This is a genomic window from Micromonospora purpureochromogenes (assembly GCF_900091515.1).
In the GTDB taxonomy this organism is placed as follows: domain Bacteria; phylum Actinomycetota; class Actinomycetes; order Mycobacteriales; family Micromonosporaceae; genus Micromonospora; species Micromonospora purpureochromogenes.
Genome location: NZ_LT607410.1, coordinates 4581057 through 4592444, shown reverse-complemented (window position 1 = coordinate 4592444; position 11388 = coordinate 4581057). Strand labels below are relative to the sequence as shown.

Here is an 11388-nt window from a genome sequence, read left to right as displayed (position 1 = left end):
GGAACGGGGGCGGGGCGGAGCACGACAGGGCCGCCCCGCCGCCGGCTCAGCGGACCGGCAGACCCCGGGTGCCGATGCCCTTGAGCGAGCGGGTCAGGGTGCGGTCGCTGACCCATCCGAAGCACTGCACCCCGCGGTTGCCGTCGCGCCACTCCCGCTCCAGCGGATGGTAGAAGATCGAGCCGGCGCGGAACCGCAGGTTGCCGTCGTTCGGCACCCCGGTGTACTTCGCCAGCACGCCGAGGCATCCCTTGTGGACCCGCCCGTCGCCCTTGGTGACCTGGGCGTAGCTGAGGCCGGTGGCCGGCCAGACGCCGACGAACTCGGCATGGTGCCGGGCGGTGCAGGCGACCGGCTTCATCGCCTCGACGTCGTCGCCGTCGACCTTCGGTTCGAAGCAGCGCAGCCGCAGGTCGGTGTCGCGGGTCAGAGCGCCCCTCAGGCTGCCGGTACGGGGGGTGGCCCGCGCCTCGTCGACGCTCTCGACCTCGGTCAGGTCGCAGCGGAACCAGCGGGCCCCACCCGTCCAGGCCGCCGGTGAGGGGAAGACGACGGCGAGGCCGAGCCGGCCGGATCGCCAGTCGGCGCCGACCGCCCGCCGGACCTCCCGGTCACACTCGGTGCGGGCGGCGAGCATCGCGCCGGTGCCGCCGGCCGGGGGAGTGGCGCGCCGGGCGTCGGCGCCGGTGACGGTGCCCACGTGCATCGTCTCGGCCCGGTGCGACCGGCCGCAGTCGACCGGGTGGTAGCCGCTGAGGTAGCCGACGTCCTGCACCCCTTCGTGGCAGACCCCGGCGGCGGGGACGAAGCCCTGCGGCGCGGCGAGGGCCGGCCAGTCGTCGGCGAGGTCCGCGTCCACCCCGGCGGGGGCGCCGCACCCGGTCAGCGCCAGCAACGCCGCGCCGCCCACGGCGACCGCCGTCCACCACCGCCGCATCGCACCCGACCTCTCGCCGACCGTGACCGTGGCGCCCGTCGCGCGGGTGTCACGGTGCGGCAGCTTACGGCACCCGGCCTCAGATGGCGGGGAGTCCCTTCGGGCCGGCGCCGCGCATCGAGCGGGTCAGCTTCCGGTCGTCGCTCCACAGGAAGCAGCGGATGCCGCGGTCGCCCTCCTCCCACTCCCGCTGCGACGGCGGGTAGAAGATCGACCCGGCCCGGTACGGCAGGTCGGCGTTGTTCGGCACGGCGGCGAAGTTGGCGATCAGGGACATGCAGCGCCGGTGCACCTCCTGGTTGGCCCGGCCGAACTCGGCCCAGGTCATGTTCCGTTCGAGGTAGACCCCGACGAACTCGGCCCGGTGCGGCTCGGAGCAGAGCACCGGCGCCATGTAGTTGAGGTTGTCGCCGATCAGCTTGGGGTCGAAGCAGCGGTGGGTGAGCGGGTTGTCGCCGATCATCGCGCCGCGCAGGCTGCCGATGCGGTTGACCGGGCGGGTGTTGTCGATGCTGTCGGTCTCGCTCAGGTCGCAGCGGAACCAGCGGGCGCCGCCGTTCCACGCCGGCACGGAGGGCAGCGCGATGTTCATGGTGAGCCGGGCCGAGTGCCAGTCGCCCCCGAGCACCTCGCGGGCCCGCTGGTCGCACTCGGCGCGGGCGGGGCGCAGCGCCGGGGAGCCAGGCTCGGGGCGCGGCCCGGCCGCCGCGCCGCCGGTGAAGGTCCCGACGTGGATCGCCTCGGCCAGGTGGCTGCGGGCGCAGTCCACCGTGTCGTACGTGCCCGCCTGGACCACCGCCGTGATCCGGGGCAGGCAGGCGTCCGTGGCGGGCACGAACATCCGCGGTACGGGCAGGTCCGGCCAGTCGTCGGCCAGGTCGCCGTCGGGCCGGTGCTGCGGGACGCAGCCGCTCATCGCCATCGTCGCCGCGCCGGCCAGCGCCAGCGCCACGAGCCACCGTCGCATCGTCCGCCCTTTCCGGGAGATGACGGTCGGTCGTTGCGGCCCACGCGGAGTTGCGGTTCCGCGGGACGTGCAGCACGACTGACCGTCTCTGATGGAGTGTTGCCGCCTTTCCGTCGGTCGGCCAGTCGCGGCTGGCCGTCCGCCCGGTTTTGCGTTCCGTGGAGCCCAATCTTGCACCAGCGGTCACTCCTGGGTCACAGGGCGTTCCCGTGGGGCCGCGATGCCCGCGGCGGGTGGCCGCATTCGTACACTGACCCCGTGACCGTACCGCCGCCGATCGTCGCGCCCAGCATCCTCGCCGCCGATTTCGCCCGCCTCGCCGACGAGGTCCGTGCCGTGGAGAACGCCGCGGACTGGCTGCACGTCGACGTGATGGACAACCACTTCGTGCCCAACCTGACCATCGGCCTGCCCGTGGTGCAGAGCCTGCGGGCGGTGACCCGGATCCCGTTCGACGTGCACCTCATGATCGAGGACCCGCGTCGCTGGGCCCCCGGTTACGCCGACGCCGGGGCGTACAACGTCACCTTCCACGCCGAGGCCTGCGACGACCCGGTCGCGCTGGCCAAGGACCTCCGCTCGGCCGGCGCCAAGGCCGGGCTGGCCATCGACCGGGACACCCCGATCGAGCCGTACCTGGAGCTGCTGCCCAGCTTCGACACCCTGCTGATCATGACGATCAAGGCCGGCTTCGGTGGGCAGCGGTTCATCCCGCAGCTGCTGGAGAAGGTCCGCGCGGCCCGTCGGCACGTCGACGCCGGCCACCTGGAGCTGCGCATCGAGGTCGACGGCGGGATCGCCGCCGACACCATCGAGCAGGCCGCGGCGGCCGGTGCGGACGCCTTCGTCGCCGGCACCGCCGTCTACGGCGCGGCCGACCCGGCCGAGGCGGTGCGCCGCCTGCGGGGGCTCGCGGAGCGCGCGGCTCCCGGAGCCTGACGTGGACCCGGCCGGCGACCGACCCGACGTCATCCTGGTCGTCGACGACGACGAGGACATCGCCCGCTTCGTCGAGTTCAACCTGCGGCTGCACGGCTTCGAGGTGCTCCACGCCGGCGACGGCCAGGAGGCGCTCGAGATGATCGAGCGGCACCGGCCCGACCTGGCCGTGGTGGACCTGATGATGCCGCGGATCGACGGGCTGGAGCTGACCCGTCGGCTGCGCGCCGACCCGATGACCTCCGCCCTGCCGGTGATCATGTTGACGGCCAAGGGGATGACCGTGGACAAGGTGCACGGCCTCAGCGCCGGCGCCGACGACTACCTGGTCAAGCCCTTCGACACCGCCGAGCTGGTGGCCCGGGTCAGCTCCACGCTGCGCCGCAACAAGGAGTTCCGGGAGGTCTCCCCGCTGACCGGGCTGCCCGGCAACAGCCGGATCCGCCGGGAGATCAGCGACCGGGTACGCAGCGGCGTCGACTACGCCGTCGGCTACATCGACATCGACCGGTTCAAGAGCGTCAACGACCGGTACGGCTTCGTCCGCGGCGACGAGTTCATCTCCGCGCTGGCCCGCAGCCTGCACCGGGCGGTGGTCTCGATCGGCCTGCCGCCGGCCTTCCTGGGCCACGTCGGCGGCGACGACTTCGTCGTCGTCTGCACCCCGGAGCAGGTCCGGCCGTTGACCTTCCGGGCGGTGGAGGACTTCGAGAAGGCCGCCGACAAGCTCTACGACCCGGCCGACGCCGAGCGGGGCTACGTCGAGCTGAAGGACCGCCGGGGCAACGTGCGCAAGGCGCACCTGGTGACCCTCTCCATCGGGGTCTCCCTCTCCGACGCCCGGAAGCGCTTCACCGACCCGCTCGCCGCGATCGCGGTCGCCTCGGAGATGAAAACCGTCGCCAAGAGCCAGCCCGGTTCGTACGTGGCGGTGGACCGGCGGCGCGCCGACGGGGTGTGAGGTAGCCCGCGTGCAGTGGCGTACCGGCCGGGGGAACGTGTAAGACTTCCCATGTACCCACCACGCGCTGGCGGGGCTCGGTGAAATTCCGAACCGGCGGTGATCCACGGTCCGACCGTGGTAAGCCCGCGACCCGGACGGCTCAGGCCGCCCGGTGGACCTGGTGAGAATCCGGGGCCGACGGTTGGGAGCGGGGAACGTTCCGCACCCAGAAAGTCCGGATGGGAGACAGCGCGCGGGACGGGGCGGGCCTGCGTGGGTCGCTGCATCCAGCCATCGCGTGGGCTCCCCGGGGGCGGCCGTGCCGTTCCCGGATCCGCCGCCGCCTGCCCGCGGCTCCTCCCGTACCGCCCGCGCGCGGCCCGGCGAGTGAGAGGGCAGAGGACATGGCCGGCGTCTCCGTCGACGAGGCGATGCGTCGCGCCGTCACGCTGGCGGCCCGTGGCCTCGGCACCACCAGCCCCAACCCCGTCGTCGGCTGCGTCCTGCTCGATCCGGACGGCACGGTCGTCGGGGAGGGATTCCACGCGTACGCGGGCGGACCGCACGCCGAGATCGTCGCGCTCGCCCAGGCCGGTGAGCGCGCCCGCGGCGGCACGGCCGTGGTCACCCTCGAACCCTGCGACCACACCGGCCGCACCGGCCCCTGCAGCCTCGCGCTGGTCCAGGCCGGCGTGGCCCGGGTGGTGATCGCCGTACCCGACCCGAACCCGGTCGCCTCCGGCGGCGCCGCCACCCTGCGGGCCGCCGGCGTCCAGGTCGAGTTCGGGGTACGCGCGCAGGAGGCCGAGGTCGGCAACATCGCCTGGCTGAGCTCGATGCGCCGCGGCTGGCCGTACGTCATCTGGAAGTTCGCCGCGACGCTCGACGGCCGGTCGGCGGCGGCCGACGGGACCAGCATGTGGATCACCTCCGAGGCGGCCCGCATCGACGTGCACGCGCTGCGCGCCACGGTCGACGCGGTGCTCGCCGGGGTGGGCACCGTGCTCGCCGACGACCCCCGGCTCACCGCCCGCAACCTGCGCGACGGCACCCCGGCCATCCGGCAGCCGCTGCGGGTGGTGGTGGACAGCTCCGGGCGTACCCCCGCCGGAGCCCGGGTCCGCGACGGCGCCGCCCGGACGTGGATCGCCACCGCGGCGGAGGTCGGGGCCGGCCCGGACGGCCGGGTCGACCTGCCGGCGCTGCTGGCCGAGCTGCACCGCCGCGGCGTGCGGGCCGCGCTGCTGGAGGGCGGCCCCCGGCTGGCCGGCGCGTTCCTCGCCGCCGGCCTGGTCGACAAGGTCGTCGGCTACGTCGCGCCGAAGCTGCTCGGCGCGGGCCGGACCGCGCTGGTCGACGCCGGCGTGACGACCATCGCCGATGCCATCGACCTGGAGATCACCGACGTTACGCAGATCGGTCCCGACCTGCGGATCACCGCGCTGCCCAGGAATAGAGGTATTGGCTGATGTCATGCCGCGAGCACCGCACTGTCGTCGTCGAGGACCTCAACGTGGCCGGGATGCTGCGTAACCGGCGGTTGGCCCGGCACATCGCTGACGCCGGGTTCGCCGAACTGCGCCGACAACTGGGGTACAAGACGCAGTGGAGCGGCGGTCGGCTCCTTGTTGCCGACCGCTGGTACCCATCCTCGAAGACGTGTTCGGACTGCGGCGCGGTGAAAGCCAAGCTGGCCCTGTCCGAGCGCATATACACCTGCACCACATGTTCCCTGGTCCTCGACCGGGATGTGAATGCCGCACGGAACCTCGCCGCACTTGCAGCGAAGACAACTGCCGGGAGTGGCCCGGTAGCTGGACGTGGAGCCGACCATGGGACCCCGCTCGCGGGGCTGGTGGCCGTGAAGCGTCAACCCGGCACCGCCTCGGCGGGTCAGACCGGGACCGTCCCACCGCAAGGCGGGACTACCAGACATGCGCCCACCGCAGCGCACCCGAAGGTAACGGAGGCCTGACATGTTCACCGGCATCGTCGAGGAGTTGGGCGAGGTCGTCCGCGTCACGGACACCGGGGGTGACTCCGCGCTGGTCGCCGTCCGCGGCCCGCTGGTCACCTCCGACGCCCGGCACGGCGACTCCATCGCGGTCAACGGCGTCTGTCTCACGGTCGTCGACGTCTCCGACAGCGTCTTCACCGCCGACGTGATGGGGGAGACGCTGCGCCGCTCCGCGCTCGGCGCGCTGCGGGTGGGCGACCCGGTCAACCTGGAGCGGGCCGCCGCGCTGAACAGCCGGCTCGGCGGGCACATCGTGCAGGGCCACGTCGACGGGGTCGGCGAGATCGTCGCCCGGGAGCCCGCCGCGCAGTGGGAGACGGTCCGCTTCCGGCTCCCCGCCGACCTCGCCCGGTACGTGGTGGAGAAGGGTTCGATCACCATCGACGGCGTCTCGCTGACCGTGGCCGCGGTCGGCGACGACTGGTTCGCCGTCGGGCTGATCCCCACCACGCTGAAGCTCACCACGCTCGGCGGCAAGGGCGTCGGCGACCCGGTCAACCTGGAGGTCGACGTGCTGGCCAAGTACGTCGAGCGGCTGCTCGGCGACCGGCTCGCCGGCGGCGGCCTGCCCGGCGGGCCCGCGGGGGGTGGGCGCTGATGGGCCCGCTCGGTTGGCTGCTCGAGGCCCAGCTCGAGATCGCCGGCTCGCCGGTGCTGGTCCGGGAGATCGTCGGCAACGTCTTCGGGCTGGCCTCCGCGCTGCTCGGGCTGCGCCGGCTGGTCTGGGCCTGGCCGGTCGGAATGATCGGCAACGCGCTGCTGTTCACCGTCTTCCTCGGCGGCGTCTTCGCCACCCCGCAGGCGCACGACCTCTACGGCCAGGCCGGCCGGCAGGTCTTCTTCTTCTCGGTGAGCGTCTACGGCTGGTGGCGCTGGTCGCGCAACCGTCGCCAGGGCGACGACCAGCCGGCGGTCAGCCCTCGCTGGGCCACCGGCCGGGAGCGGCTCGGCCTGCTGCTGGCCGCCGCCGTCGGCACCGCCGCCGGGTACCCGGTGCTCGCCGCGCTCGGCTCCTGGGGCCCGCTGCCGGACGCCTGGATCCTGACCGGCAGCCTGCTCGCCACGTACGGCATGGCCCGCGGCTGGGTCGAGTTCTGGCTGATCTGGATCGCCGTCGACGCGGTCGGCGTGCCGCTGCTGCTGCGCGGGGGCTTTTACCCGTCGGCGGCCATGTACCTGTTCTACGGCGCGTTCTGCGTCTGGGGTCTCGCCGCCTGGTGGCGGACCTCGCGGGCCGACCGGTCGGCCGCCCCGCCGATCCCGTCCACCTACTCGGAGGCTGTCGCATGAGTGAGCGCAGCGAGCGAATCATCAGATACCGCCGATCGGACGCCGCCGCGCACCGTCCGATCCCCGGCGCCCGCCGGGTCGACGGTGCCGGACGCGCCAACGCGGCCGGGTCGCGGGCCGTTCGACGAAGCGGGGTGCCGGCATGAGCGCCTTCGCCAGCATCGAGCAGGCGGTGGCGGACATCGCCGCCGGCCGGCCGGTCGTCGTGGTCGACGACGAGTCCCGGGAGAACGAGGGCGACCTGATCTTCGCCGCCGAACTGGCCACGCCGGAGCTGGTGGCGTTCATGGTCCGCTGGACGTCCGGCTACATCTGCGTGTCGCTGACCGAGTCGGAGTGCGACCGGCTGGACCTGCCGCCGATGCACCACACCAACCAGGACCGGCGCGGCACCGCGTACACGGTGACCGTCGACGCCCGGGAGGGGATCGGCACCGGCATCTCGGCCGCCGACCGGTCGCACACCATCCGGCTGCTGGCCGACGCGGGCACCGACCCGACCGACCTGTCCCGCCCCGGGCACGTGGTGCCGCTGCGCGCCCGCGAGGGCGGGGTGCTGCGCCGCCCCGGGCATACCGAGGCGGCCGTCGACCTGACCCGGCTGGCCCGGCTGCGTCCCGCCGGCGTGCTCTGCGAGCTGGTCAACGAGGACGGCACCATGATGCGGGTGCCCGACCTGGAGAAGTTCTGCGCCGAGCACTCCCTGACCCTGGTGACCATCGCCGACCTGGTGGCGTACCGGCGGCGGCACGAGAAGCAGGTGGAGCAGGTCGCCGACGCGCGGATGCCCACCCCGTACGGGGTGTTCCGGGCGCTGGGCTACCGCGCCGAGCACGACCCGGCCGAGCACGTCGCCCTGGTCTACGGGGAGATCGGTGACGGGCAGGACGTGCTGGTGCGGGTGCACTCGGAGTGCCTGACCGGGGACGTCTTCGGCTCGCTGCGCTGCGACTGCGGCCCGCAGCTGCAGGCGGCCCTGGCCCGGGTCGCCCGGGAGGGGCGGGGCGTGGTGCTCTACGTGCGCGGGCACGAGGGGCGCGGCATCGGGCTGCTGCACAAGCTCCAGGCGTACCAGCTCCAGGACCTGGGCCGGGACACCGTGGACGCCAACCTCGACCTGGGGCTGCCCGCCGACGCCCGCGACTACGGCACCGGCGCGCAGATCCTCTACGACCTGGGTGTGCGCTCGATGCGGCTGCTGACCAACAACCCGGCCAAGCGGGCCGGGCTGGAGGGGTACGGCCTGACCATCACCGGCCGCGAGGGGCTGCCGATCCGGCCGCACCCGGAGAACGTGCGGTACCTGCGGACCAAGCGGGACCGGATGGGGCACCTGCTGGACGAACTGGACGAGGTGACCGAGGCCCCGATGGGCCGCCCGGTCCCCGGCGACGAGATCGGAGCGTAGACATGGCGGGATTCGGCGAGCCCGGGGTGACCACGGTGGACGCCGCCGGGCTGACCGTGGGCGTGGTGGCCGCGCGCTGGCACGCCGACCTGACCGACCACATGCTCGACCGGGCGGTGGCGGCGGCCGAGGCGTGCGGCGCCCGGTCGGTGGTCGCCCGGGTGGCCGGCTCGGTGGAGCTGCCGGTGGTGGCCCAGGCCCTGGCCCGGCGCTGCGACGTGGTGGTCGCCCTCGGCGTGGTGGTCCGGGGTGCCACCGCGCACTTCGACTACGTCTGCCGGTCGGTGACCGACGGCCTCACCCGCGTCGCGCTGGACGAGGGGAAGCCGGTGGCGCACGGGGTGCTCACCGTGGAGACGATCGAGCAGGCCCGCGACCGGGCCGGGCTGCCCGGTTCGGCGGAGGACAAGGGCTGGGCGGCCACCGTGGCGGCCCTCGACGCCGCGCTGGCCATCCGGGACGTGGCCGCGGCCAACGGCCACCGGGTCGGCTTCGGCCGCTGACCCCCGCCCGTCGTCGATCGGCTCCGTCCCGCGGCGTGTCGCGGTGTCCCCGACCGGGGAACACCGCGACACGCGCAGACGGGGGTGGAGCTCGACCGTCGGGGTGGGAAGGACGACGCGACCGGACCCGGTGCGCGAGGTGTCGCCCGGTGGCTGGAAGAATCGGATCCCGTGAAGACGTTCGAGGAGTTGTTCGCCGAGCTGCAGGCCAAGGCCGCCGCCGGCACCCCGGGCTCGGGCACGGTCGCCGCTCTGGAGAAGGGCGTGCACTTCATCGGCAAGAAGGTCGTCGAGGAGGCGGCCGAGTCGTGGATGGCCGCCGAGCACGAGGGGCCGGAGCGGACCGCCGAGGAGATCTCCCAACTGCTCTACCAGGTCCAGGTGCTGATGCTCGCCAGCGGTCTCGAGCTCAAGGACGTCTACCGACATCTCTGAGTGCGCCCCGTCGTTGATCACACCTGATCGAAGGAGCACTCCGTCATGCTGCGTGTCGCCGTACCCAACAAGGGCGCCCTGGCCGAGAAGGCCGCCGAGATGCTGCGCGAGGCGGGCTACCGCCAGCGCACCGACCCCAAGGACCTCGTCAGTCGGGACGAGCCCAACGACATCGAGTTCTTCTACCTGCGTCCCAAGGACATCGCCACCTACGTCGGCTCCGGTGACCTCGACGTCGGGATCACCGGCCGCGACCTGTTGATCGACTCCGGCGCGCCGGCCGAGGAGGTGATGGACCTGGCTTTCGCCCGGGCCACCTTCCGCTTCGCCGCCCGCCCGGAGGACGTCCACTCCGTGCAGGAGTTGGGCGGGCACCGGATCGCCACCGCGTACCCGGGGCTGGTCGATCGGTACCTCGGCGAGCTGGGGGTGAAGGCCGACGTGATCCGGCTGGACGGGGCGGTGGAGAACGCCATCCGGCTCGGCGTCGCCGACGTGGTCGCCGACGTGGTGGAGACCGGGGCCACCCTGCGCCAGGCCGGCCTGGTGGTCTTCGGCGACCCGCTGCTGCGCTCCTCGGCGGTGCTGGTCCGCCGCACCGGCGCCCCCACCCACCCGCAGGCCGAGCAGTTGCTGCGCCGCCTGCACGGGGTGCTGGTCGCCCGCCGCTACGTCATGCTCGCCTACGACGTGCCGGCCGGCCTGCTGGACCGGGCCAGCTCGCTGACCCCGGGCATCGAGTCGCCGACCGTGTCCCCGCTGCACCGGGAGGGCTGGGTCGCGGTGCAGGCGATGGTGCTCCGCGACGACGTGCACCGGATCATGGACGAGCTGTACGACCTCGGCGCCCGCGCCATCCTGGTCACCAACATCCACGCCTGTCGGCTGTGAGGTCGCTGCCGCCGACGGCCGCGCTGGCCCTGGTGGTGCTCGGCGGGGTGGCGTCGGCCGCCCAGGGGGCGGCGAATGCCGAACTGGGCGAACGGGTGGGCAGTCCCGTGCTCGGGGCGGTGGTCAACAACGCCGGTGGCACCCTGCTGGTCCTGGTCGGACTGCTGGTGCTGCCGTCGATGCGGACCGGGCTCGGCGTGCTGCGCCGGTCCCGGCTGCCCTGGTGGTGCTACCTGGGTGGGCTCGGCGGGGCGGCGATCATCGTGATCGGCACGTACGTCGTGCCGGTGCTCGGGGTGGCCGTCTTCACCATCGCCCAGGTCGCCGGGGGCAGTCTCGGCGGCCTGGCGGTGGACCGGGCCGGGCTCGCCCCGGTGGGCCGGCTCGCGCTCACCCCGCCCCGGGTGGCCGGCGCCCTGCTCGGCACGGCGGCGGTGGGGCTCGCCCAGCTGGGTCGGCCCCTGGGCGAGCTGGCCGTCGGCCTGGTCCTGCTCGCCGTGGTGGGCGGGCTGGCGGTCGCCCTGCAGTCCGCGCTGAACGGCCGGGTGGCCGCGGCCAGCACCGCCGCGGCCAGCACCGCGGTCAACTTCGCCGTCAGCACGCCGGCCGTGCTGGCCGTCGCGGCGCTCGCCGGCGCGTTCACCGTGGCCGGGCCCGACTGGCCACCCGCCTGGTACCTGTACTCCGGCGGACTGCTCGGGGTCGGCATCGTGACCAGCCTGCTGGTCGGCGTGCGGGCGCTGGGCGTGCTGCGGACCGGTCTGGCGTTGGTCGCCGGCCAGCTCGGCGGGGGACTGCTGCTGGACCTGCTGCTGCCCGGGGGGCCGGGGCTGCGCTGGCCCGTCCTGGCCGGCGCGGTGCTCACGCTGGTCGCCGCGGTGGTCGCCGGCCGGCAGGGGCGTCCGACCGCCCGGACGGCCCCGGCGTCCGCCGGCAGCTGGTCGGCGCCGGCGGTGCGGTCGACCCCGGAGGATCCGGCGGGATCGCAGCGGCGGGACTCCGCGTACGCCGACCGGCCCGCTCCGCCCGCCGGCTGACACCGCCCCGGAGTCGGGCGA

Annotated in this window: 13 protein-coding genes and 1 riboswitch; of the genes, 11 read left to right on the top strand and 2 right to left on the bottom strand. The window is 74.0% G+C overall.

What is annotated here, in order from left to right; genetic code table 11:
- Positions 1-46 precede the first annotated feature (46 nt).
- Positions 47-937, bottom strand: coding sequence for a septum formation family protein (locus tag GA0074696_RS21175; RefSeq protein WP_088962713.1), 891 nt, complete (start codon positions 935-937; stop codon positions 47-49).
- A gap of 79 nt (positions 938-1016) precedes the next feature.
- Positions 1017-1904, bottom strand: a complete 888-nt coding sequence (locus GA0074696_RS21170) for a septum formation family protein (protein WP_088962712.1) — start codon at positions 1902-1904, stop codon at positions 1017-1019.
- A 258-nt stretch (positions 1905-2162) separates the two neighbouring features.
- Between GA0074696_RS21170 and rpe the strand changes: the two genes are divergently transcribed.
- The 11 genes from rpe (at position 2163) to GA0074696_RS21115 (ending at position 11367) form a co-directional block, all read left to right on the top strand.
- Positions 2163-2843 (top strand): ribulose-phosphate 3-epimerase, encoded by a 681-nt coding sequence (gene rpe, locus GA0074696_RS21165; protein WP_088962711.1) that lies wholly within the window; start codon positions 2163-2165, stop codon positions 2841-2843.
- A gap of 1 nt (position 2844) precedes the next feature.
- Positions 2845-3804, top strand: coding sequence for a response regulator (locus GA0074696_RS21160; RefSeq protein ID WP_088962710.1), 960 nt, complete (start codon positions 2845-2847; stop codon positions 3802-3804).
- A 62-nt stretch (positions 3805-3866) separates the two neighbouring features.
- Positions 3867-4041: riboswitch (FMN riboswitch) on the top strand.
- 149 nt (positions 4042-4190) lie between these two features.
- The gene (gene ribD, locus GA0074696_RS21155) at positions 4191-5255 is read left to right on the top strand and encodes a bifunctional diaminohydroxyphosphoribosylaminopyrimidine deaminase/5-amino-6-(5-phosphoribosylamino)uracil reductase RibD (RefSeq protein WP_088962709.1); all 1065 of its coding nucleotides are present in this window, start codon (positions 4191-4193) and stop codon (positions 5253-5255) included.
- On the top strand, positions 5255-5761 hold the full coding sequence (locus GA0074696_RS21150; RefSeq protein ID WP_088962708.1) for an RNA-guided endonuclease TnpB family protein: 507 nt from the start codon (positions 5255-5257) through the stop codon (positions 5759-5761). Before ribD ends, GA0074696_RS21150 begins: the two co-directional genes overlap by 1 nt.
- A gap of 1 nt (position 5762) precedes the next feature.
- A complete protein-coding gene (locus GA0074696_RS21145) occupies positions 5763-6401 on the top strand; it encodes a riboflavin synthase (protein ID WP_088962707.1) in 639 nt (212 codons plus the stop codon).
- Positions 6401-7093 (top strand): nicotinamide riboside transporter PnuC, encoded by a 693-nt coding sequence (gene pnuC / locus GA0074696_RS21140; protein WP_088962706.1) that lies wholly within the window; start codon positions 6401-6403, stop codon positions 7091-7093. The genes GA0074696_RS21145 and pnuC overlap by 1 nt, the downstream gene beginning before the upstream one ends.
- 142 nt (positions 7094-7235) lie before the next feature.
- Complete coding sequence (locus GA0074696_RS21135) at positions 7236-8501, top strand: bifunctional 3,4-dihydroxy-2-butanone-4-phosphate synthase/GTP cyclohydrolase II (RefSeq protein ID WP_088962705.1); 1266 nt, start codon at positions 7236-7238, stop codon at positions 8499-8501.
- 2 nt (positions 8502-8503) lie between these two features.
- Positions 8504-9004, top strand: a complete 501-nt coding sequence (gene ribH / locus GA0074696_RS21130; RefSeq protein ID WP_088962704.1) for a 6,7-dimethyl-8-ribityllumazine synthase — start codon at positions 8504-8506, stop codon at positions 9002-9004.
- A gap of 171 nt (positions 9005-9175) precedes the next feature.
- The gene (locus tag GA0074696_RS21125) at positions 9176-9439 is read left to right on the top strand and encodes a phosphoribosyl-ATP diphosphatase (protein ID WP_013732805.1); all 264 of its coding nucleotides are present in this window, start codon (positions 9176-9178) and stop codon (positions 9437-9439) included.
- 45 nt (positions 9440-9484) lie between these two features.
- A complete protein-coding gene (gene hisG, locus GA0074696_RS21120) occupies positions 9485-10330 on the top strand; it encodes an ATP phosphoribosyltransferase (protein WP_088962703.1) in 846 nt (281 codons plus the stop codon).
- A complete protein-coding gene (locus GA0074696_RS21115; protein WP_088962702.1) occupies positions 10327-11367 on the top strand; it encodes a DMT family transporter in 1041 nt (346 codons plus the stop codon). The genes hisG and GA0074696_RS21115 overlap by 4 nt, the downstream gene beginning before the upstream one ends.
- Positions 11368-11388 lie beyond the last annotated feature (21 nt).

Bases quoted from the DNA above. Each gene is read 5' to 3' on its own strand.
- ribD (WP_088962709.1), top strand. From the start codon at position 4,191: ATGGCCGGCGTCTCCGTCGACGAGGCGATGCGTCGCGCCGTCACGCTG.
- GA0074696_RS21170 (WP_088962712.1), bottom strand. From the start codon at position 1,904: ATGCGACGGTGGCTCGTGGCGCTGGCGCTGGCCGGCGCGGCGACGATG.
- GA0074696_RS21150 (WP_088962708.1), top strand. From the start codon at position 5,255: ATGTCATGCCGCGAGCACCGCACTGTCGTCGTCGAGGACCTCAACGTG.
- GA0074696_RS21145 (WP_088962707.1), top strand. From the start codon at position 5,763: ATGTTCACCGGCATCGTCGAGGAGTTGGGCGAGGTCGTCCGCGTCACG.
- GA0074696_RS21135 (WP_088962705.1), top strand. From the start codon at position 7,236: ATGAGCGCCTTCGCCAGCATCGAGCAGGCGGTGGCGGACATCGCCGCC.
- GA0074696_RS21175 (WP_088962713.1), bottom strand. From the start codon at position 937: ATGCGGCGGTGGTGGACGGCGGTCGCCGTGGGCGGCGCGGCGTTGCTG.
- pnuC (WP_088962706.1), top strand. From the start codon at position 6,401: ATGGGCCCGCTCGGTTGGCTGCTCGAGGCCCAGCTCGAGATCGCCGGC.
- hisG (WP_088962703.1), top strand. From the start codon at position 9,485: ATGCTGCGTGTCGCCGTACCCAACAAGGGCGCCCTGGCCGAGAAGGCC.
- ribH (WP_088962704.1), top strand. From the start codon at position 8,504: ATGGCGGGATTCGGCGAGCCCGGGGTGACCACGGTGGACGCCGCCGGG.